The sequence below is a fragment of the Curvivirga sp. genome, from assembly GCF_965219885.1.
Taxonomy (GTDB): domain Bacteria; phylum Pseudomonadota; class Alphaproteobacteria; order UBA8366; family Aestuariispiraceae; genus Curvivirga.
Map to the genome: position 1 here is coordinate 525,071 of NZ_CBDCOT010000009.1, position 22,207 is coordinate 547,277.

The window sequence follows — 22,207 nt, forward strand, 5'->3', positions numbered from 1 at the left end:
AACTTGCAATAGTAAAGTAAGCACTTATAATACTTCTTACGCGTTCTTACGCTATTTTATATCTAACTGCGTAAAAAAATACCAATATGATTGAAAATTTTTCAAAAAACTTACGAAGCCTTTGTGCAGATTACGGCAGCATGGCTCATATATGTCGGGAAATCGGCATCAACCGTCAACAATTCAACCGCTATGTGAATGGTGCAGGTATGCCATCAGCTCATAACTTACGCAGAATAGCGCGTTATTTTAAAGTGAGCGAAGAAAGCTTGATGCTGGATCATGAGGCTTTCGTAATTGAACATATCAACCAGAAATCCCCCAATACAACTTCCCCCCTTGAATTCATGGCGGATGTCTTCAAAAATCAGGCGAAGCATCTTCGGAGATATCTTGGAGTATATCACGCCCATTTTATTTCTCCCTCTTGGGAAGGGCATATCATGCGCTCTCTCTTTTGGTTAAGAGAAGAAGATGGCGTTGTGGTTTCTCATTCTAACGAACGCGCAAGCAACCCGGATAGCAGCGTTATCATGCGCACACGTTATGACGGGTTAGTTGCTTTTCGTGGAAATAAAATCTATCTGGTGGAAAGGTCTCGATCAGATGACGGCGTTATTTCGGAAACCATTCTTTTTCCTGCACATCGTCAACAAATCCAGTATCTACGTGGCTTATCATTTGGTGTTGCTTTTCAACCACAGCCTATCCCTTTTAACACCAAAATTATCTGGAAACGGGTACCAACGAAAATCACAGCACGCGAAGCTATTGCAGCGACAGGGATTTTTCCTTTTAACAGCCCCCAGATTGATCCAGTCGTCAAAAAGTATCTGCTGGAAGATAACGAGAATAATTTTACAACGACACGCTCTTTATAAAGCTCAACCAATCGACAGATGACTTTTCAATAAAACTGAAATAATATTTATCAAATTTCAATTTTTCAGGAATTGATAGATGAATATCAAGATCTCAGTTTTAAAAATGTTTATCGCTGTCGTAGAAGCTGGCAACATCCATGATGCAGCGGAAAAAGTAGGGCGCTCTGCTTCTGCTGTTTCAACGGCATTAAAATTATTGGAAGAAGAAGTCGGCGGCACTTTATTTGAAACGGATCGTAAGAACCAGTTAACACCACTTGGCCAATATCTTTATGACACTTCCTTGATACAAGTGGGCGGATATGAGAAGGCTTTGTTAAATGTGCAAGCCTTTGCCAAGGGACATCTTGGACAAGTGCAGGTTGCTTCTATTCCTTCAGTGGCGACATCCTTAATGCCTAAAGCTCTAAAAGAATTTAAAAAAGAATACCCACATGTGGATATTGAATTATGGGATATGGATACAGCCACGATCGCCCGCTGGGTCGAACAAGGGAAATTGGATTTCGGCATTGGCGGCATCCCAAATAATCCAAAAGTAGATTTTGAGCCAATTTATGATGATGAACTGGTTCTCGTTTTTCCTAAAAGCTTTCCTATCAACATTCCCGATGGATCTATAGATATCCGAAGCCTGTTTTCATTTCCCTGCATTACAAATGGGATTATTGCCACATCAACTGATGAAATGTTGCAGGAATTTCATAACGCATCCCGCATGAATGTACATAATACATCCTCTATTTTGGCTTTAGTCGCCGCCGGCGTAGGTCTCACAGTACTACCCCGCCTTTCTGTGTCAATGGATATCCCGGGCATCGATATTTGCAGTGTCAATTTAACAGAAAACACGCGCCCCGTTGGATTGATTACAAATCCGACACGCCCTGCAACGCCTGTTTCGGATTTATTTCTGACACATTTTAAAAATCAAACTCAATCTAAAACTTGATCATAAACTGGTGTTTTATTTTCTGTTTTTGGATCCCACAAATATCACTTCAATAAAATTGAAGTAAATTACAATTTTATTCCATTGAATTAAATTCCTAGCTGCCTTTTTATCAAACCTAACTTTTCATATGAATTTTGAGAGATAAAAATGTCAGAAATATATCGCAACTTCATTGCAGGTGAATGGGCAACAAGTAACAACGCAATTGATAACATTAACCCTTCAGATATTTCTGATGTGATTGGGCAATATGCCCAAGCATCTGCAGCGCAACTTCAAGAAACAATTGAGGCGGCTAAGCAAGCACAAAAAGAATGGCAAGCAACCAGCTTAGAAAAACGACAGGCTGTCTTAAATAAAATCGGCGAAGAAATGATGGCCCGAAGTGCAGAGCTTGGTGAACTTTTGGCACGTGAAGAAGGTAAACCGCGCGCTGAGGGCGTTGGCGAAGTCTACCGCGCAGGCCAGTTCTTTACTTATTATGCAGCAGAAGTTCTACGCCAGATTGGTGAAAATGCAGATTCCGTACGTGATGGCGTGGAAGTCGATATTCGCCGCGAACCAATGGGCCTTGTCGGTGTTATTTCACCCTGGAACTTCCCAACTGCAACAGCCAGTTGGAAAATCGCACCTGCATTAGCTTATGGCAATGCGGTGATCTGGAAGCCTGCGAACTTGACCCCTGCAAGTGCGTGGGCTTTAACAGAAATCATTTCCCGTCAGGATATCCCAAAACGCTTGTTCAGTTTGGTAATGGGATCCGGTGCAGAAATTGGCCAAAACCTGATTGAACATCCAGAAATCAACGCAATCTCTTTCACAGGTTCCTATCAGGTAGGCAAAACAATTGCCCGCGCTTCCGCTGAAAACTTCACCAAGTTCCAATTAGAGCTTGGTTCCAAAAACGCCCTTTTGGTCATGGATGATGCGGATTTGGATATCGCAATTCCTGCAGCAGCGGGCGGTGCGTTTGGCGGGACAGGTCAAAAATGTACAGCTTCTTCCCGCTTAATTGTTCATGAATCCATTCATGATCAATTTGTAGAACGTATGTTAGAAGCCACAAAAGCATTTAAAGTTGGTCACGCATTAACTGAGGGCACACAACTTGGTCCTGTTGCAAGCGAAGCACAATTAAACGCCAACCTTGATTATATGAAGCTGGCCGCTGAAGAAGGTTGTGAAATTGCCTATGGTGGTGAGCGTTTAAACCTTGAACATGACGGTTTTTATATGTCACCAGCCTTATTATTGGGCGGCAACAACCAAATGCGCGTGAATCGCGAAGAAATGTTTGCCCCGGCAACATGTGTGATCAAAGTAGGCAGTTATGAGGAAGGCTTAGCAACAGTTAATGACACAGATTACGGCCTAACAGCAGGCATCATTACCCAGTCTTTGGCAAAGGCGACACATTTCCGCCGTCATGCAGAAACAGGCTGTGTCATGGTCAACTTGCCGACTGCAGGTACTGATTATCATGTTCCATTCGGTGGCCGGAAAAATTCTAGCTATGGGTCCCGCGAACAAGGGAAATATGCAGAAGAATTCTATACACAAGTGAAAACATCTTACATTTTCTCTGGTTCACCATTCTAAAAAGACGGGATATGGGAAATGGGACAAACACCACTGATCATTGACGCGTTACAGTATAATAATTGGTCCGAAGATATCTTTAAGCAAATGCGTGAAGGGGAAGTTTCCGCCGTTCATATCACCATTGCTTATCATGAAGATTTTGCTGAGACCGTTGAAAATATGATCACTTGGAACAAATATTTTCAGAAATATACTGATTATATTATCCATGGTAAAACTGCCGCCGATGTAAAACGTGCAAAGGCCGAAGGAAAGACCGCCATTATCTTCGGTTTTCAGAATTGTTCACCAATTGAAGATGATATTGGATTGGTAAAAGTCCTGCATGATCTGGGCGCACGTTTTATGCAACTTTCTTATAACAACCAAAGCCTGCTTGCGACAGGATGTTATGAGGCAAATGACCCCGGCATTACCCGTATGGGACGCCAGGTTATTCGTGAAATGAACCGTGTGGGTTTGGTGGTTGATATGAGCCATTCTGCAGAACAATCAACGCTAGAAGCCATTGAACTTTCCGAACGTCCTATTGCCATCACCCATGCAAACCCATCCTTCTGGTTTGAAGCTTTACGTAATAAATCAAATACGGTGATTAGTGCTTTAGCGGAAAGTGGCGGAATGCTGGGATTTTCCATGTACCCCCACCATTTAAAAGATAAATCCAATTGCAGCTTGGAAAGCTTCTGCCAGATGATTGCAGATAGTGCGGAGAAATTTGGCGTCGATCATCTCGGTTTTGGCAGTGATTTATGCCAAAACCAGCCCGATAGTGTGGTAGAATGGATGCGAAATGGCACATGGACCAACGAAATGGATTACGGTGAAGGTAGTAAATCCGCAGCAGGCTTTCCAGATCAACCTGATTGGTTTCAAGATAACCGAGGCTTTAAAAATATAATAAAAGGCCTGTCCAATGTTGGATTTAACGACGAAGAAATCGCAAAAATTGCGGGTGAAAATTGGCTGTCATTCTTTGAAAAATCATTTTCTGCCAAGGAAAGCTAAGAAATGACGACAGAACAGCAAAAAGCGTCAACAAGAATAGGGAAACGGCCGGCTGCCGAAATTTTAACGTTAAAGAAAATGGGCACCTCATTTTCTTCTCGCCTCAGTTTCATGAGAAATCTGATCCGTAAAATCCATACCCAGAAATGGAAACTGGAACGTAGAGAGTTTAACATTAACTCAGATGGTTTTGGTCACGCTGTCTATACAGCACATACCGGCGAAAGGTCCTATTCATTGGTGGCATTCACCCATGATCTACCGCCAGAGAAACGCACCGATCGTGTCATCGCAGAAGCATGGGATGCAACATTTAACCTGTTTGATGGCATTCCTTCCCGCGAAGATATCGAACGTTTGTCTCAAAACACGCCTAAACAAGAAGCTGGGCGATTTAGTCAAAAGGAACTTGTGCTAGGACGTGCAAATAAAAGCCTGCGTATGTTCGCAACCATGTTGGAATGCTTAAAGGCCGGACAACAACCCAATATTGATGATGTTGCTGCCGTTGGATATTTGATGCGAACAACAGCCGTTTATGGCAGCGGGAAATTTGGCTGTGCGGATCGTTCCGCCACCGATGGACGCGCTGAAATTCAGGCTTCTTTTCATGCTGAAATGTTGGCTGTCTATCTATTTCGCAGCTTCACTATTGACCTGATTGACCATATTGCGAAAACACAAGCGCCAGACACTGCGATTAAATTGGATGATACGATCAAACGCTTTTTGGGAATTGGAAACTCAACGGGCCTAGGCATGGCGCCGTTCTTGTTAAAACATTCTAAATTGATGCATCAATGGGTGAACTTGAAAGAAGAAGCCTTATGCCGTTGTCGCAATCAGTCCGTTGATCCATTAACTGCTAAATCCAAATTAAAAGCTCTTATGCCAGTGGTTTTAAAACATCTGGATCAATGGAATGTGGAAGATCAAACACAAACCGCAGATATTCAAGAGCTACGTGGCGACATCAACACCTTTGATCACTGGCTGAATGGCAATGATACCGCATCCAATCAATATTGGAATGACGCCTATATCTTTACGGCCAATAATCTTTCTGTTGAGGCCCTTTCTTTTGTTGAGAGTTTAATCATTGAATGTAATGGCGACTTGGTTGATGAGCTAGCAGATCAAATGTTTGAAGAGCAAGGCAAGGACTTTGACCCGACAATGCCTTTGTCTCAAATTCAGAAATTCCTTCAAACACATTATGCCTGGGTAGATGATATAAATTTCGCCAAGGAAAGTAATAATGCCATGTTCTGGTATTATTCTGAAGAGAAGTTAGAGCCACGCTTTGGGAGTCGCACTGACGTACCCGGTGCAGAGTTAGAAATGCCTTTGGCTATTGCACGTGATGTGGTGGCCTTAAAAGCAGCTATTAAAGATCTGAATAAAGACATCACGATTGCAGATTTTTTGATAGAACATGGTGAATTTCGCCATGTGGTTCGACGCATTCAAACCATTGCCAATTATCCCTATGGTGAAGTCTATGACAATTTGATCAGTGATGATACCCGCCCCATAGACTTATTACGCTTTAAATTGGCTTTCTTTGGTGCCAATAAATTTGACCCTAAATCAAGTCTATGGACACGCATTAACATGTATCAAGGTGCCCCTCTTTTGGATGAAATCTTGGATGTAAACCCAGATTCATGGGCTTATCCAGTTAAACCGGAGGTAAGATCATGACAGATACATTTGGTCCGGTTTCATTAAGCGAATTAATGTTCTTTACTAGTCGCGCAGCTTTTGGTGCAGGCTGTTCCTATGGCGTTGCTGAAGATGTGGCGACAGTAGCTATATGGTTAGCGAAACAAGGAATTGACCCTACGGGTCCTTTAGCAAAAGCCCTAGATACAGTTTTTGACAACCCATCATCCATGAAGTTGCAAAAAAATGAATTGGAAGGCCAGATAAAGCTATCCGCCAAATCCGGTTCTGTAACATCTGCAATTTGCGCAGGTGTCATTGCAAGTGATCAATTAGCGCTCATAAATGGTGATGAAAGGCGTGAAATCAGGGTTGAGCATGTTGATTCACCAGCGTTAGCTAAAGCCTTTGTAAAAGCACTTGCTCCTACTGGGGCTATGATTAACTGCTCTGCTTCAGAGGATATAAATAATCCGCAGATCGGCGATTTAACTATTTCCACAAACCAAGTGGTTCAATTGGACAACGGTCAAATACGCACGGCCTTAAACGATCATCATAATATATTAGTAAGCCAATCGGGATGGGCTGGCATTCTAAAACATTTCAAAAATAGCCTCGTAGAAGCAACGGAGGCCTCACGCCTCAGCGGGGCTGGTGCTGGCTTGGTAGATACAGATTAAATAACGGATAAGAATAATGGCAAAATTAACTGCAACAGAAATAGAAACTTTAGCGTTTGATGCCTTGTTAGGTGCGGGTACAAATGAAACATCTGCACGTTCCATGGCGCGTGCGGCCGCGGCTGCAGAAATTGATGGCATTCGTAGCCATGGATTGGTTTATATCCCGATTTATTGTGAACATGTGAAATGCGGAAAGGTCATTGGCGATGCAAAACCAGAGGTCAAACAAACAGCAGCTTCATCTATTCATGTAAATGCTAATTCTGGCTTTGCACATCCTGCTATTGATGCAGGTTTTGAAAAACTGATTCCAACAGCAAAAGAAAATGGTATTGCGGCCCTTGGGATTTATAACTCCTATAATTGTGGTGTCTTAGCCTATCATGCAGAAACACTCGCGAAAGAAGGACTTGTGGCACTTTGCTTTACAAATGCGCCGGCCTCAATTGCGCCTGTGGGTGGCAAGAAACCTGTAATAGGCACGAACCCATATTCCTTGGCTATTCCGGGGGAAGATGGGGACGCGGCTTTTGTCATTGACCAATCTGCAAGTGTGATTGCAAAAAGTGAAATAAATCTTCATGCCCGTGAAGATAAGCCTATCCCTGAAGGTTGGGCCTTTGACGCAGAAGGCAACCCGACGACTGATCCTCATGCTGCATTGAAAGGCAGCATGGCACCAAGTGGTGGCTATAAAGGATTTGGTAATGGTTTAATGGTTGAGGTTTTTGCTGCTGCTCTCTCCGGTGCTTTCTTAGGTAAAGATGCAAGTCCATTTGCTGGTACTGCTGGTGGCCCACCTAAGACGGGCCAATTCTTTATTGCAATCTCGCCTCAACATTTCTCCGGCGAGTTGTTTGCAGAACGCGTAAAAGATTTATGTACAGCGATTACGGATCAAGACGGTGCCCGTCTTCCGGGATCACGCCGTAAGAACAATCGCATTGAAAATCAAGATGATGGTGTGGAAGTCAGTGATGATCTGATCGAGAAAATTAAATCTTTCAATACATAATCATTATTGCAGTCCCTCAAACTGAACAGTTTGGGGGATTGATTCATGTTACAGGTTTATGAAAACGAAACCTATACGAAACCAGAAAGCGAGCTTTTTCATAAATTTGTCACAAAAAACGAAATTATTCATAATATAACTGTCACCAAGTTTTCGTGAAGCCCTCCTATAAGAAGCGATCTTTTATGCAAAAATGATTCTTCTCTCAGGAGTTACGACAATGAAATTTAAAAATATTGCTGCAGCTGCAGCGATCGCTTGGGGCGCGGTTGCAAGCGCAGCAGCATATGCCGAAACTGAAATTACTTGGTGGCATGCAATGGGTGGTCAACTTGGTGAAACAGTTAACCAAATCGCCGCTGATTTTAACGCTTCACAAGGCGATTACAAAATCACACCTGTCTATAAAGGTGGTTATGAAGAAACATTGACTGCAGGTATCGCCTCTTTCCGCGCGGGCGAGCAACCAAACATTCTACAAGTCTTTGATGCAGGCGCAGCAACAGTCATCGCAGCTAAAGGTGCGGTTCTTCCAGTTCAAGACTTGCTAAATAACAATGGTGTTAAATTTGACATCAACGATTACATTCCAGGTGTTCGTTATTTCTTTGCGGATGCAGATGGCAAAATGATTGGCATGCCGTTTAACTCTTCCACACCAGTTCTTTATTACAACGAAGAAGCTTTGAAAAAAGCTGGTGTTACAGCCCCTAAAACTTGGGAAGAATTTGAAACAACAACTGGCCCAGCTTTGAAAGCTGCTGGTTATGTGCCTTTGAGCCAATCTCACTTACCATGGATCTTCACAGAGAATTTCTTCTCTCGTCACGATCTACAATTTGCGTCTGACAATAACGGCTATGACAGCACAAATGTTGAAATCAAAGTCAACCATCCTGCTATCAAAGACCACTTTACAGCAGTGAAAAAATGGAAAGACGACGGTTTATTCGGCTTCTATGGTGCAAGCTGGGGTGATAACCAAAAGCCATTCGCAGAAGGCAAAGTTGCAATGTGGCTTGGTTCTTCTGGCTCTTTTGGTGGTTTATTGCAAACTGCTGAATTCCCATTCTCTTCTGCGATGCTTCCATATTGGGAAAAAGTTACAAAATCCCCTAAACAAACATTCATCGGTGGCGCGGCACTTTTCGCAATGTCCGGTAAATCTGATGCAGAAAACAAAGCAACAGCTGAATTCTTCAAATATCTAACATCTGCAGCTGCACAGTATGACTGGCATAAAGCAACAGGTTATGTGCCAATCACACAAGCTGCTTATGAATTGGCGAAAAAAGATGGTCATTATGATCGTTTCCCAGCCGCTGAAACAGGTATCAAACAATTGTCCTTACCTGCAGGTGAATGGACAAAAGGTTACCGCATGGGCTTCTACGTACAAATTCGCGACGTTATGAACCGTGAATATGGTCGTATCCTATCTGGTGAAGCTGATGCTGAAGAAGCTTTCAAAAATATCGAAGAAGAAGCCAACAAATTGTTGAGCCGCTTCGCAGATACAACAAGCTAAGCTTTTTAAAGACCTGATAAATGCCGATGGTAGCAATACCGTCGGCATTTACCTTATTTTCGGACTGGATGTTTAAACCATGAAACGGGCCAATTTTTCTAATCCCTGGATGCCGCTCCTATTCTTATTGCCGCAACTTTCGATCATTGCGATCTTCTTCTACTATCCTGCTGTACAAGCAATGCAATCTTCCTTTTATCTGGAAGACCCATTTGGTTTTGGCTCTACTTTTGTGGGGTTAAGGAACTATGCTGAAACATTACTTTCTAACCAGTATCGAAAAGCCGCGATCTTTACAGTTATTTTTACATTTCTTGTAAGTTTTTTCTCTTTATCCATTTCTTTATTATTAGCCTATAAAGCAGACAAAGTTCTTCGTGGGGGCAGCACGTATAAAACCTTATTGATGTGGGTCTATGCTGTTGCACCGCCAGTCGCAGGTCTTTTGGGTGTTATGTATTTCGATCAAAGTTTTGGTCTATTCACCTATTTTGTTGCTGATTTTGGTTGGGATTTTAAATTAGGTGTTGATTATTATGACACAGCAACAGCCATGGTCGTCGTTGCTGTATGGAAGCAAGTACCCGTTAATTTTATCTTCTTCTTATCCGGTCTACAAAGTATTCCAAAATCAATCAATGAAGCTGCCTTAATCGATAACAATTCAGGCTTCAGCCGTTTTTGGACGATTACCTTCCCGCTTCTTGCGCCAACCGCTTTCTTCTTGCTTATCATCAACATTACTTATGCGCTGTTTGATACATTCGGCATTATCGACATGTTGGTCAAAGCGGTTCCTGCAAATAACCCAATGACCCTCGTTTACAAAGTTTATCTCGATGGTTTCCGCGGCAACGATCTTGGCGGGTCCTCTGCGCAATCCGTTTTGTTGATGGTGCTTGTTCTCATCCTCACCGTCTTCCAGTTCCGTCTGATTGAACGACGAATTCATTATACATAGGAGAAGACATATGACTGATATGACATCTGAAAATCCGGTTATTCTGTCTTCCAAGGAAAAACCAAAAACTAAGAAACTAAAGCTAAGCAGTGTTATGGATCATTCTATTTTGATCCTTGGCTCTCTTTTTATGTTGATGCCGGTTCTGATGGCATTCACCACATCCACACATGACCATGTAACCATACACAAAGAAGGATTAATGCTTTCCATTGGTGATCAGTTTGCTGAAAACTATGGAGCCGCTATGTTTGAAAAGGGTGGTTTTACGGAGACTGTAGACGGCCTCACCATGTTAATGAATTCCTTAATTCTCGGGATTGGTTTTGCTGTCGGTAAGATTGTGATTTCTGTGTTGGCAGCTTACGCAATTGTTTATTTCAGATTGAGATTTGCCACGCTTGCTTTCTGGATCATCTTCACAACCCTTTTATTGCCGCTGGAAGTTCGCATTCTACCTTCCTATGAGGTGGTTCACAGTTTTGGTTTATCCAATACCTATACAGGCTTGATCTTACCCTTGATTGCCTCTGCTACTGGGACCTTCTATTTCCGACAATTCTTTATGTCGGTACCGGATGAATTGGTAGAAGCCGCAAAGATCGATGGTGCAGGACCATTTAAATTCTTGATTGATATCTTGGTGCCTATTTCCAAAACAATGGTCGCAGCGATCTTCATCATTATGTTTGTTTTTGGATGGAACCAGTATTTATGGCCCGCCTTGATCACCACAGATGAGACCATGTTCACCATCATCCGCGGCATTCGTCAGATCATTCTAGCTTACGCAGAAGGTAATAATATCCCTGAACATGGTCAGGCAATGGCCTTGGCTGTGATTGCTGTTTTACCCCCTGTCTTAATCGTTGTTTTCTTCCAATCCTGGTTCGTAAAGGGCCTTGTGGAATCTGAGAAATAGAAGAAAGAATTCTCATGCAAGTTACATTAAAAAATATCACAAAAACTTATGGAAATAACGTTCAGGCTGTTAAGCCTGTAAACCTTGAAATCAATCAAGGAGAATTGATTGTTTTGGTCGGTCCATCTGGTTGCGGTAAATCCACTATCTTACGCATGGTTGCAGGCCTTGAAGATATCACGGGCGGGGAATTGTATATTGGCGATCGCCAAGTTAATCATGTAGATCCTGCAGATCGCGATATCGCTATGGTTTTCCAGAATTACGCGCTTTATCCCCATATGTCTGTCGCCCAGAATATGGGATATGGATTAAAAAACCGTGGGGTTACAAAGGATGAGATCACTCAAAAAGTTCGTGATGCTGCGGAGATTCTAAATCTTTCAGAGTTTTTGGATCGTAAACCAAGCCAGTTGTCCGGTGGTCAACGTCAACGTGTGGCCATGGGGCGCGCAATTGTCCGTAACCCATCCTTATTCTTATTTGACGAACCCCTTTCAAATCTTGATGCAAAATTACGTAATCAGATGCGTATTGAGATCAAGAAATTGCAGCGCCGTCTAGGTGTTACATCTATTTATGTCACCCATGATCAGGTTGAAGCCATGACTTTGGCGGATCGGATCGTTGTGTTAAATGGCGGGGTGGTCGAACAAGTTGGGACACCAAGTGAAATTTACAACAATCCTGCAAGTTTATTTGTAGCAAGTTTCATGGGATCCCCACCCATGAACCTGATCGATCTTGCAAAGCCTGTAACGCATAAGAATGACAAAAATGAACTTAAACTTGTGAACAAATTATTCGGCTCACAAGATCACAATAATATTCATATCGGCATTCGCCCGGAAAAGGTACAGTATGCGTATGACGCATCTGAGAATAGTCTACCATTCACCATTGACTATACAGAAGAATTAGGTGCAAGCCGCTTGATGCATGGTAAAATTGCAGATCAAAGTTTCATCTTGTCCGATACAAGTGAAACAGAAGTTAAAAGCGATAATATCCATTTAAGCTTTCCGGCTGAGGCGCTATATAAATTCGACAATGAAACAGGTCGGAAAATCGAACTATGACGCACACGCCTATCCTGCCTTCTTTGCCAAAAGTACCTGAAAATATATGTCTGGATATCTTAGGTGCAGAGCGGACTGAAGAAATCCATCGTGGCTTCATGCAACAAATAGAGGCTATGAAAGTGCTAGAGGGAGAGTTGCATAAATCAAACAAACCTCTCTCTGGCGATTTTACGGTTTTGTCTTGGAATTTGGAACGCTGCCTTTTTCCAGAGAAAACCGCCGAACTCATTGAGAAACATAAACCATCCGTGATCTTATTATCCGAAATGGATAGCGGCATGGCCCGAACACAACAGGTGAATACCACGGCTAAACTAGCAGAGCTGCTAGGCATGAATTACCTTTATGGCCTTGAGTTCTTTGAGATGGATTTAGGGAGCGAAATTGAAGTTACCTTTTGTGAAGATGACTATAATCAATTCGGCTGGCATGGAAATGCAATCCTAACATCCGCCCCGATCAAAAAGGCCAGGCTTATTCGTTTGGATGATCATGGTCACTGGTTCTGTCCGCAAGACAATAATACGGATGCCAATCAGCCACGTGTTGGCGGGCGCCTTGCCATCGCAGCTATTATTGAAGTGGAAGGACAAGATATCTGTTTCGTTTCAACCCATCTAGAAAGCAATACCACAACAAAACATCGTGAAAATCAGATGATGTTTCTAATTAAGGAAGTTGAAGCATTTGCCAAAGATATACCTGTTTTGATTGCCGGTGATCTCAACACAGGTAACCATTTACCTGGCGCTGACTGGACATTGGAAACCTTATTTCATAGTGCTGAAACAAAGGGCTATAATTGGGAGCATAATGCAGAAGGGTTCACCACAAACCCCAGCTTGATCACCTTACATCCTGAACGCCAAATGAAACTGGATTGGTTTTGTATCAAGCAACTCACCGCTTCTAATCCGCAAATCATCGAGCCCATTGATAATGACACGCCACTCTCAGATCACAAGGCGATTTCATTGACTATACATAGATAAAAATAGGGCCTTGAAGGCCCTATTCATTTACTTAAAACTGATCTTTGCCAATTCCCCATCTTGCTTTCGCACAATCACTGTCGAAAATCGGGGCGTGGCGGAATAAATCACCATGTAAGGCCCTTGCAGATAGGCATCCGCGTGGATCGCCCAAGGTGCCATATGCACGCCGTAACCATAAGGAATCTTGAAGGCAGACACCTCATTCACTCCACTTTCTTGACGCTTACCGATGATTAGATATCCCCCACATTCTTCATTCATGGGCATATGGAAATGCGGCCGATCATGGACCTCAAGATATGCGCCTCCCCCTTTTTCAGGGTCCAGCAAATACCCATCAGGATAATCTTCACCTACAGCTGTAATCGTAAGTGGTAAATTCCCTGTCGATGTGAACTTCACAGCCTCACCAACTTTCACCAAATGACTTCCGTAATAAGCGAGATGCTCCGGTGTTGTTTCAGCGACAGCAATTTGCAGTTCGGTCTCACCTTCTTCCAATAAATAGCGACCATTCCCCCCCAGAATGTTCGCATCTTCAATGGTCAAATCAACCTCACTAATCCATTGCCCTGTTAAGATGGTTAACGGTGGTTTGATTGATTGTGGTAAATCTTTCACCTGCATGTCATCAGCTGGTTTCATCCCGTCAAAACCTAACGAATAGGTTCTTTCAGGCTCAACATAACCCAGATAACATTCTGTACGCATATAGGCATTTTCAGTCTGTCCTATACGATTCACAGTTAAAACAGGTGCGTCTCTCTGTAAATCAGCGGGTAACATACTGATGTCTAAAACATGCTCTTGTTCAGCAACAGGATCGATCCTATCAGACATGCTTAACTCCTATTCTTTTAAGCTGTTTTTACGGATGGATTTTCAAGTTTGTCCGAACCAGATCCTGATTTTGCTTTAAACAACGCAATTCCAAGATAAGCGAAAAGGATAGAGAGAATTGGATTACCCCAGTTTAATAATGCCCAAGGTGCATAATCCAAAACATCAACACCCAATGTGGATGCAAAGAATGCCCCGCCTGTCGTCCAAGGAATAAGAGCGGTGGTTAAAGTTGCACCTTCTTCCAAAGAACGGGATAGAACAGAACGGTCAATTTCATGTTCCTCATAAGCGTCTTGGAAAAGTTGCCCTCCCAATATAATCGACATATAGGCTTCGCCCATTGTCATATTACCAACAAAGCAAGCAATAATTGTGGAACTCACAATACTTGCTGCTCGTTTGGCACGAAGCAAAACGCCTGTAATCAAAACACGTAAGAAACCAAAACCGCTTAAGATTCCCCCCAATGCCAAAGCCATCAGCGCCAAAGAAAGCGTCCACATCATAGATGTGATACCACCACGGCCAAATAACTTATCCAAAGTTTCAACACCCGTTTCGAACGATCCACCCCCATATAGAGATCCAAGAACAACGGTCATATCAGCCCCTTGCATAAAGATCGCTAACAGAACAGCAACTACGGCAGCCGTTACCATAGAAACTTCGGCACTGATCTTCATAAAGCTCATCACCAGCATCACAACAAAAGGCAATAAACAAAGCACATTAATAGAGTAAGTACTGGAAATACCTGCCAACATTAAATTTAACTCTTCTGCTGGAAGGCTCATATCAGCATAACTAAAACCAATCACAGAATAGACCACTAACACGATTAAATATGTTGGTCCGGTAGTATAGAGCATGCTTTTAATATGTTTGTACAAATCTACCTTAGACGACATTGCTGCCAAGTTGGTCGTATCAGATACAGGTGACATTTTATCACCGAAACACGCACCAGATACCACAACCCCAGCAACGATTGGCAATGGGATTCCCATGACTTCACCAATGCCCATCAAAACAACACCAGCTGTACCAACAGTTCCCCAACTTGTTCCTGTCGCGATGGACATAAAGCTGCACAAGATCAAGCCGGCAGGTAAAAAGATTCCTGGGGAAACAAATTCCAAACCATAATAAATCAGCGCCCCCACGGTGCCACTTTGGATAAAAGCCGCAATCAGAACACCGATTAAGAAGAAAATATAAATGGCAGATAATGCCCCCTTCACACCGCCATTCATCGCATCACGGATCGATGCGAAACCATTCTCACTTAAACGCCACGCACTTACGCCTGCAATAAGCAAACATACCAACATCAAGCTGTGCAAACTAACGCCTAGGTAAAAAAGCCCAAAGCCGATCACCAAAACTATTGATCCAAAAGTCAGTAACGATTGAATGAAACTTGGATTATATCCATCCAGATTTTGTTGTTTCCCCACAACTTCCTCCTAAAATTTAAATACATCAAATTTTAAGCTAGCAATTAAATCAAGTCGCACATATCTTAGATTACTAATCCAACTATAAGTTAAAACTAATACCAAATGAATCAATTACCATCTCTTCAAGCTTTAAAAATCTTTATTATCACTGCACAACTCAACAGTTTCACCAAAGCTGCTGACGAACTTGGCATTAGCCAAGGCGCAATAAGCCAGCATATTAAAAATCTTGAAGTTCGGGTTGGTTTCAAAGTTTTCAATCGTGAAGGGCGCAAAGTTTCCCTGACCCCGTCCGGACATGAGTTATTAGTTTCTGCCAATCATAATTTGAATCAAATTCAACGTACTATTGAGCTGGAACAGCTAAAACAAAAGAAAAATGAGATTGTAATTTCTGTATTTCCGGGCTTTGCCATACGTTGGCTTCTTCCACGTATCATGTCTTTTAACGATCTTCATCCAGATATCAAAGTAGAATTAAACACAGTTTCCAGACCTACGGACTTCAATTTATTTCATGCACATGCGGCAATTTCCTATGCTGCTGAAGATGATTTACCTGAAAATGCTGATCCTTTATTCGAGGAAGAATTAGTTCCCGTTTGCTCTCCTGATTTTGCAAAACAGCATGACTTAAAGCTTCCTCTAAAAAAGAGCGACTTAGAGGTAATTTTCTCACTTCCTTTACTCAGCGATGAAAGTCCAACAGCCAATAATTTTGATGACACCTGGGGATATTGGGCTCACAAACTTGGATTAACTGATCATAAAAATACTCCTAAGAAGCAATCACAATCCAACATCACATTGCAACTCGCAGAATTGGGGCATGGTGTTGCTTTAGGTAGAACATCTCTAATTATGGATGCCTTAATAACAAAACGTCTTGTTGTGATGACCGAAACCTCCTTAACAAATCCTTGTAAGTATTTTATTTACCAAAACCCATTAATTGTAGCGAATAACTCATTTGAAATATTCATAAATTGGTTTCTAAAGGAAAGTAGAAAGATATCGGACTATAGGTTTTAAAGAATATTCAATTTACCAAGTCATACGGTAAGTAAGGAAATCAATTTATCTACAAGCAGCAGCTAACCAGCTTTCAACAACCTTCTTCAAAGGATGTCCTTTTTTCATAGTTGCATAATAACCGTTACCACTTTGCAAACGCATATTGGGTAATTCCAGCAACCAACCATTTGACAAATAAGGCTCAATAAGATGAGACCAAGCAAGTGCAACACCGTTCCCTCTTGCGACTTCTTGTAAAATGAAATTATAACTCGGCACAGGATGTTGAATAGGCGCATTTGCTGATTGCAGGCCAAAATGGCTCAACCATTCAGACCAACTAATCCATCCTAGATCGCCGAAATCTTGTGCAATTAAATCAAGCTGCCCAATATCATGTGGCGTGATATTTTGCACATCCAAACCATTTTTTTGCATATAAGCAGGCGCACATACTGGGAAAGCCTCTTCTCCAAAAAGGTGATAGGCATCGATATTCTCCCAATGACCAGATCCAAAACGTATAACTAAATCAGATTCATCTTCATCTTCGTATCGCTGTTGATCCGAGGTATTTAACCTTATGTCCCATTCTGGCAACATCTTCTTCAAAGCTTCCAAACGCGGCAGAACCCACATTTGCGCAAATCCATGTGTGCAGGAAATATAGAATTTCCTGTCTTTTGATTGGGTAGATATCTGCTTTAACGCTGCATTCACATGTCCAAAACCAAGCTCAACAGCTTTAAAAAGTATTTCACCCTCTCGCGTTACAGAAACTCCGGCACGATGGCGATCCAGCAAAGAGACTTCGAGTATTGCCTCTAGGTTTGAAATATACCTACTCACCGAAGGTTGAGGAATACCAAGACGGTTCGCAGCCTTTGTTAAACTGCCAACTTGAACAACTATCTCAAACACATAAAGCGCCTTGAGGATTGGTAATAATTTCTTATCTTCTTTCATATAATTTTTATATATTAATTATATAATTTTTCCCAGTTTAAATAGATATTTAATGTATATATCATAACATAATTATTTTTAAGACTGAGATAGAAACAAGGAATGCGGATATACTTTCGTAATTTTTTTTAAACTGAAGCACCGTATAAGTTCATGAAAATGAATAAAATTATTTCTTTTCCAAATGCCCAGATCGCAACTCATACATCATTCAAAATCGGATTCTATCTATTACCTGGATTTTCAATGATATCTTTTTCTTCCTTGATGGAAACTTTACGGATTGTGAATAAAATATTGGGTTACGAATATTATGAAATATACACATTTTCAAAGACAGGCGGTACCGTCATAAGCAGCAATGGCATACCAGTACATTCAAATAGAACACCCAGTTCCCAATCATCGCTCGATATTCTATTCATTGTTGGACAAGATTATGCACTTTGCGACGAGAAGGAGAAATTTGAAAAGTTTAATTTTGATGTGTCTGCATGCTGTCACATATTGGCTGCGATAGATAGCGGTGTCGAATTCCTAGCACGTCATGGCTATCTGGATGGTTATAAAGTTGCAATATATTGGCGAAAAATCAAAGAGTTAGAATTCCAATACCACCAAATTGAGTTCTGTAACTCTCTCTTTGTTATTGATAGAAATCGCTATACTGCCTCCGGCGCCAGCGCAGGTATTGACCTATTGTTAGCGATTATACAGGTTAAATTTGGTCATGACCTTGCTGCTCAAACATCTGACTATCTTTGCCACCATGCCCCCAGAGCCGAAGATACATTGCAAGGAACGTTGAAAATCAAAGCTTAGACTTTTCTCCTCCCAAATACTTTCAATAAAAGAAATCTAATCAAATGACAAAAAAACTAGATGAATATGATGCAATTTTAAGTGACCTGGATGGGTGCTTAATTTCTGGCAGCACACCTTTACCTGGATGTCTAGAATTTATAGAAAAATATGAAAATAAACTCTATATCGTTTCAAACAACTCTACAGATACTCCACTCAGTTTAAGCGCACATTTAAAAAGTTTAGGCATCAACTTTCCGTCAGAAAGAATTCTGTTAGCAGGTACAACATCCGTCGATTATATCGCCAAACATTATCCAGGTAAAAAACTTGATCTTCACGGTTTAGAGAGTGTGAAAAATTACGCACAAGAAAGCGGCTTAAAACTGTCAGAAGATAATCCGGATGTCGTTCTCCTCACCCGAAATTTAAATTTTACATATACCGATCTTGTGAGGCTAAGCCGACACGCATTCAATAAAACTCCTATCATCATCGCCAATATTGATGGCAGCCATCCAGCACCGGATGGTGCACGCATCCCTGAAACAGGTGCCTTACTTGCCGCCTTAAAATCATGCGTACCTGATTTAGTATTTACCTCGATAGGTAAACCCGAAATTAATCTGTTTGAAGATGCTCTAATGTTAGCAAAGACATCTCCATCCCAGGCTCTGTTTATCGGAGACAACCCCGAAACAGATGGCAAAGGGGCCAAAACGGCAGGCTTGGATTTCAAATTGATCCAACATGGAAACCCAATGATGGATCTCAACGCACTAATGAATCATCAGCACCGCCATACCCATTGATTGGAGAAATCATGAAATTCATTCATATCACAGACACGCACATGGCGCCTCGGGGTCACTTAATTTACGGACAGAATACGCAACTTCATCTTGATCGTGCAATCTCATCCATCAATAGCAAACATCACGATGCCTCCATGGTCATTGTGACTGGTGACCTCACCCATTGGGGAGATAATGCTTCTTTTGAAAATCTTCATGCATCTCTAGAAAAATTACGACTGCCTTATCACTTATTGATCGGAAATCATGATCATCGCGAAAAATTTAAATCCTATTTTCCTATGCAGATAAAGACTGAAACCAACAGCACTTTTATTCAGTCATGCCTTGAAACAGACTTAGGTAAGTTTATCTTCCTTGATACTGTCGATCATGGGCATGACCATGGAATACTTTGTGATGAACGCCTGCACTGGATAGATGAACAAATCCAGCAAGATGAAAGTGATATATTCTTTTTTATGCATCATCCACCTTTTCCATTAGGCATTACATCTATGGATAATATTGGATTGAGAAATGCGCAAAAGTTTAAAGAGCTCATTCATCCCTATAGATCACGAATACGACATATCTTTTTTGGCCATGTACATCGTTTGGTGTCTGGATCATGGATGGGTATTCCTTTTTCTTCAACCAACTCCATGATGGCTCAAATCAACCTTCAACTAGATGGTTGCTCAAAATACATCGCTAATAAAGAAAATCCCAGATATTCAGTCATTACACATGAAGATGGCATGACCATTGTGCATCAAGAAGACTTTTTGCTAGAAAAAGAAGACCTTTTTGATATGGAAGATAGCCCATGGAATGATTGGTGCATTGCCCCCAGATAAAACACGTATTTTGCGAAAACGCCTAATTTCTTTGTTGAAACCTCATAACATGTAAATTGTATTGATATATTTGTTAAAAACACAAAGTATCCTCAATGATGAGTTTCAAACAAAGAGAATATACGAACATGAAAAACCTGTTAAGATTGTATGTTTGGAGATTGCTGGCTCTATGCTTAATAATAACAGTTGGGCCTAATAGCGCCTATGCTGATGAAAATATACAAGGTTCAAAAGTATATCTTCAACAGGTGAATGAGTACGAGATTCATCCTGATCAACTAGATATTCCATTAAAGCTTTATGTCATAACGCCGGAAACTTACAATACGTCTATGACTTATCCTGTCGTTTATGCCTTTGATGCAGATTTATCGCTCGGCATGATGACGACGCTCACCTCTCTGGTTGCCAGAATGGCTAAACGATCCAGTCTACGTCCACCAATCGTGGTATCGATCGGATATGGTGACCTTAAAAAGGCATTCGAGAGACGTCTAAAAGATCTTACACCTTACGCAGATCATTATGATTTACCCGAACGTCCAAATGGTAAAAAATGGTCTAATATAGGCGGAGGAGATAGCTTTCTTGATATCTTAGTCCAAGACATCAAACCATTTATTCAAAATCGATATAGTGTGGACACATCCGCAGAAACATTATATGGCCATTCTTTGGGTGGTTTACTCACATTACATGCACTTCACAGCCACACGGAACATTTTGAACGTTTCGCAGCAGCAAGCCCATCGCTATGGTTCAATAAACGTCAAATTATGAGTGACATTATTGAATTTCATAACACACTTGCATCTACAAACTCTAAAGTACCTTTAAGACTAACAGTCGGTGATGAAGAAGAAGAACTTACAGGCTGGTCTGAGAAATATAGCAAAAATGCAGATTTCCGGAAAAAATGGCTCAAAGAAAATCGCATGGTCAGTAATGTAAATGAATTACAAGATATGCTTTTTTCCACAGAGGGGAGAATTGATGTTGAGTTTAAAATTTATGGCGGCTTGGAACATGCAATTGCCAATGCCCCTGCCTTTTATGACGCACTTCGCTTTGCCATTGAACCCTATGAAGTAAGAAAATAATCTTGCACATTTTATTAATAATGATTATCATTCGCATATCATCTATTATATAATGGGCTGCTTATATGATTTTGTCTTCAGGTCATCTGAACAAATATACTTCTAAGGGAGATTTGTGGAAAAAATTCCCCACCTTTAGTGTATCTCCACCGATTTCAGAACCTGAAAACCTTTTACGTGGCAATATAGATTTCATCAATTTACAAGAAGGTCTCTCCGTCCACTTTTCAGATGCATGTGATGTACGTGACGTGAAAATAATGCGTGAATGCCAACCAAGGCTCTGCATCTCTTTTTTCTTAGAAGGTAATATTGAGGCATATATCGGTGATGACCCAATACCCATGCCAATCTTTGACGAAGACAAGCAAAGCTGGAAACCAATTGCATCCGTGTTTTCACAACGTAAAATGGAAATTTTCAAACGTTATGCCAAACGCGGAAGCTATATTAAAAAGATCGTCATTTCCCTTTCACCTTCATGGCTTGAAAAATTCTCTCAATCTTCATCTGAAATTCAAAAAATCCGAGATTTCACCTCGAAACATTTAGCACGCAAAAACTGGATACCTAGTTCCCATGCGATTTCCATGGTTGAACAAATTGTTGCGTCGGACAATATTCCTGATGTGTTGCGTAGCCTTTATATCGAAAGCCGTGTCATCATGTTGGTGGAAGAAGCTTTTCGGGAATTGATAAGCGATGGTACGCAAGACTGTCCGGCAGGATTACGCCCCCAAGATCGCGATCGGTTAAAAAAGATAGATCAGTATTTACGTGATCAAGCCTGCCATCAAATCTCTACCAATGAACTCGCATCAAAGGTTGGCATCAGCATAAATTCACTTCAACGACTTCTTTCAAAAGTCTATGGCATGTCAGCATCAAAATATATTCGAACATTTATGCTTGAACGCGCACGTACCACCATGGAACGTGATGGTATTTCTATCGCCGAGGCAGCTTATCTTGCCGGCTATAACAGCCCTGCAAATTTTGCCACAGCTTTTAAGAAATGCTTTGGCTTTTCACCGGGTCGGTTATCCGAATTTTAAGTGGT

21 protein-coding genes are annotated in these 22,207 nt (G+C 41.5%); 18 read left to right on the top strand and 3 right to left on the bottom strand.

Annotated features, from left to right (window positions below):
- Nucleotides 1–86: 86 nt before the first annotated feature.
- The 12 genes from ACOQOA_RS07905 (at nt 87) to ACOQOA_RS07960 (ending at nt 13,300) form a co-directional block, all read left to right on the top strand.
- Nucleotides 87–881, top strand: a complete 795-nt coding sequence (locus tag ACOQOA_RS07905) for a helix-turn-helix transcriptional regulator (RefSeq protein WP_420548102.1) — start codon at nt 87–89, stop codon at nt 879–881.
- 79 nt (nt 882–960) lie between these two features.
- Nucleotides 961–1,836 carry a LysR family transcriptional regulator gene (locus tag ACOQOA_RS07910; protein ID WP_420548103.1) on the top strand — a complete coding sequence of 292 codons (876 nt, stop codon included), beginning with the start codon at nt 961–963 and terminating at the stop codon, nt 1,834–1,836.
- Between the two features lie 150 nt (nt 1,837–1,986).
- Nucleotides 1,987–3,438: an aldehyde dehydrogenase family protein gene (locus tag ACOQOA_RS07915; RefSeq protein ID WP_420548104.1), complete on the top strand. Its 1,452-nt coding sequence runs from the start codon at nt 1,987–1,989 to the stop codon at nt 3,436–3,438.
- A gap of 18 nt (nt 3,439–3,456) precedes the next feature.
- Nucleotides 3,457–4,449, top strand: coding sequence for a membrane dipeptidase (locus tag ACOQOA_RS07920; RefSeq protein WP_420548105.1), 993 nt, complete (start codon nt 3,457–3,459; stop codon nt 4,447–4,449).
- A gap of 3 nt (nt 4,450–4,452) precedes the next feature.
- On the top strand, nt 4,453–6,153 hold the full coding sequence (locus ACOQOA_RS07925) for a hypothetical protein (protein WP_420548106.1): 1,701 nt from the start codon (nt 4,453–4,455) through the stop codon (nt 6,151–6,153).
- Nucleotides 6,150–6,797 carry a DUF3726 domain-containing protein gene (locus tag ACOQOA_RS07930; RefSeq protein WP_420548107.1) on the top strand — a complete coding sequence of 216 codons (648 nt, stop codon included), beginning with the start codon at nt 6,150–6,152 and terminating at the stop codon, nt 6,795–6,797. Before ACOQOA_RS07925 ends, ACOQOA_RS07930 begins: the two co-directional genes overlap by 4 nt.
- Nucleotides 6,798–6,813: 16 nt before the next feature.
- Nucleotides 6,814–7,815: an Ldh family oxidoreductase gene (locus ACOQOA_RS07935; protein WP_420548108.1), complete on the top strand. Its 1,002-nt coding sequence runs from the start codon at nt 6,814–6,816 to the stop codon at nt 7,813–7,815.
- 220 nt (nt 7,816–8,035) lie between these two features.
- The gene (locus ACOQOA_RS07940; RefSeq protein WP_420548109.1) at nt 8,036–9,343 is read left to right on the top strand and encodes an extracellular solute-binding protein; all 1,308 of its coding nucleotides are present in this window, start codon (nt 8,036–8,038) and stop codon (nt 9,341–9,343) included.
- A 79-nt stretch (nt 9,344–9,422) separates the two neighbouring features.
- Nucleotides 9,423–10,304 carry an ABC transporter permease subunit gene (locus ACOQOA_RS07945; protein ID WP_420548110.1) on the top strand — a complete coding sequence of 294 codons (882 nt, stop codon included), beginning with the start codon at nt 9,423–9,425 and terminating at the stop codon, nt 10,302–10,304.
- 10 nt (nt 10,305–10,314) lie between these two features.
- Complete coding sequence (gene ugpE, locus ACOQOA_RS07950) at nt 10,315–11,226, top strand: sn-glycerol-3-phosphate ABC transporter permease UgpE (RefSeq protein ID WP_420548111.1); 912 nt, start codon at nt 10,315–10,317, stop codon at nt 11,224–11,226.
- Nucleotides 11,227–11,240: 14 nt separating this feature from the next.
- On the top strand, nt 11,241–12,305 hold the full coding sequence (ugpC, locus tag ACOQOA_RS07955; protein ID WP_420548112.1) for a sn-glycerol-3-phosphate ABC transporter ATP-binding protein UgpC: 1,065 nt from the start codon (nt 11,241–11,243) through the stop codon (nt 12,303–12,305).
- The gene (locus ACOQOA_RS07960; protein ID WP_420548113.1) at nt 12,302–13,300 is read left to right on the top strand and encodes an endonuclease/exonuclease/phosphatase family protein; all 999 of its coding nucleotides are present in this window, start codon (nt 12,302–12,304) and stop codon (nt 13,298–13,300) included. Before ugpC ends, ACOQOA_RS07960 begins: the two co-directional genes overlap by 4 nt.
- A 27-nt stretch (nt 13,301–13,327) precedes the next feature.
- Here ACOQOA_RS07960 and ACOQOA_RS07965 read toward each other — a convergent pair whose 3' ends face one another.
- Together ACOQOA_RS07965 and nhaC are read right to left on the bottom strand one after the other, a co-directional pair.
- A complete protein-coding gene (locus ACOQOA_RS07965) occupies nt 13,328–14,143 on the bottom strand; it encodes a hypothetical protein (protein ID WP_420548114.1) in 816 nt (271 codons plus the stop codon).
- 17 nt (nt 14,144–14,160) lie between these two features.
- Nucleotides 14,161–15,603: a Na+/H+ antiporter NhaC gene (nhaC, locus tag ACOQOA_RS07970; RefSeq protein ID WP_420548115.1), complete on the bottom strand. Its 1,443-nt coding sequence runs from the start codon at nt 15,601–15,603 to the stop codon at nt 14,161–14,163.
- A gap of 105 nt (nt 15,604–15,708) precedes the next feature.
- On the opposite strand from nhaC, the gene ACOQOA_RS07975 reads away from it, so the two are divergent.
- Nucleotides 15,709–16,638, top strand: coding sequence for a LysR family transcriptional regulator (locus tag ACOQOA_RS07975; protein ID WP_420548116.1), 930 nt, complete (start codon nt 15,709–15,711; stop codon nt 16,636–16,638).
- A 45-nt stretch (nt 16,639–16,683) separates the two neighbouring features.
- Here the strand turns inward: ACOQOA_RS07975 and ACOQOA_RS07980 are convergent, their stop codons facing one another.
- A complete protein-coding gene (locus tag ACOQOA_RS07980) occupies nt 16,684–17,586 on the bottom strand; it encodes a LysR family transcriptional regulator (RefSeq protein ID WP_420548117.1) in 903 nt (300 codons plus the stop codon).
- Between the two features lie 159 nt (nt 17,587–17,745).
- Here ACOQOA_RS07980 and ACOQOA_RS07985 point away from each other — a divergent pair, with 159 nt between their 5' ends.
- The 5 genes from ACOQOA_RS07985 (at nt 17,746) to ACOQOA_RS08005 (ending at nt 22,202) form a co-directional block, all read left to right on the top strand.
- Nucleotides 17,746–18,408: an AraC family transcriptional regulator gene (locus ACOQOA_RS07985; protein WP_420548118.1), complete on the top strand. Its 663-nt coding sequence runs from the start codon at nt 17,746–17,748 to the stop codon at nt 18,406–18,408.
- Nucleotides 18,409–18,452: 44 nt separating this feature from the next.
- Nucleotides 18,453–19,202, top strand: coding sequence for an HAD-IIA family hydrolase (locus ACOQOA_RS07990; RefSeq protein WP_420548119.1), 750 nt, complete (start codon nt 18,453–18,455; stop codon nt 19,200–19,202).
- 11 nt (nt 19,203–19,213) lie between these two features.
- Nucleotides 19,214–20,044 (top strand): phosphodiesterase, encoded by an 831-nt coding sequence (locus ACOQOA_RS07995; RefSeq protein WP_420548120.1) that lies wholly within the window; start codon nt 19,214–19,216, stop codon nt 20,042–20,044.
- Nucleotides 20,045–20,172: 128 nt separating this feature from the next.
- The gene (locus ACOQOA_RS08000) at nt 20,173–21,147 is read left to right on the top strand and encodes an alpha/beta hydrolase (RefSeq protein ID WP_420548121.1); all 975 of its coding nucleotides are present in this window, start codon (nt 20,173–20,175) and stop codon (nt 21,145–21,147) included.
- 65 nt (nt 21,148–21,212) lie between these two features.
- Nucleotides 21,213–22,202 carry a helix-turn-helix domain-containing protein gene (locus ACOQOA_RS08005; protein WP_420548122.1) on the top strand — a complete coding sequence of 330 codons (990 nt, stop codon included), beginning with the start codon at nt 21,213–21,215 and terminating at the stop codon, nt 22,200–22,202.
- Nucleotides 22,203–22,207: the final 5 nt, after the last annotated feature.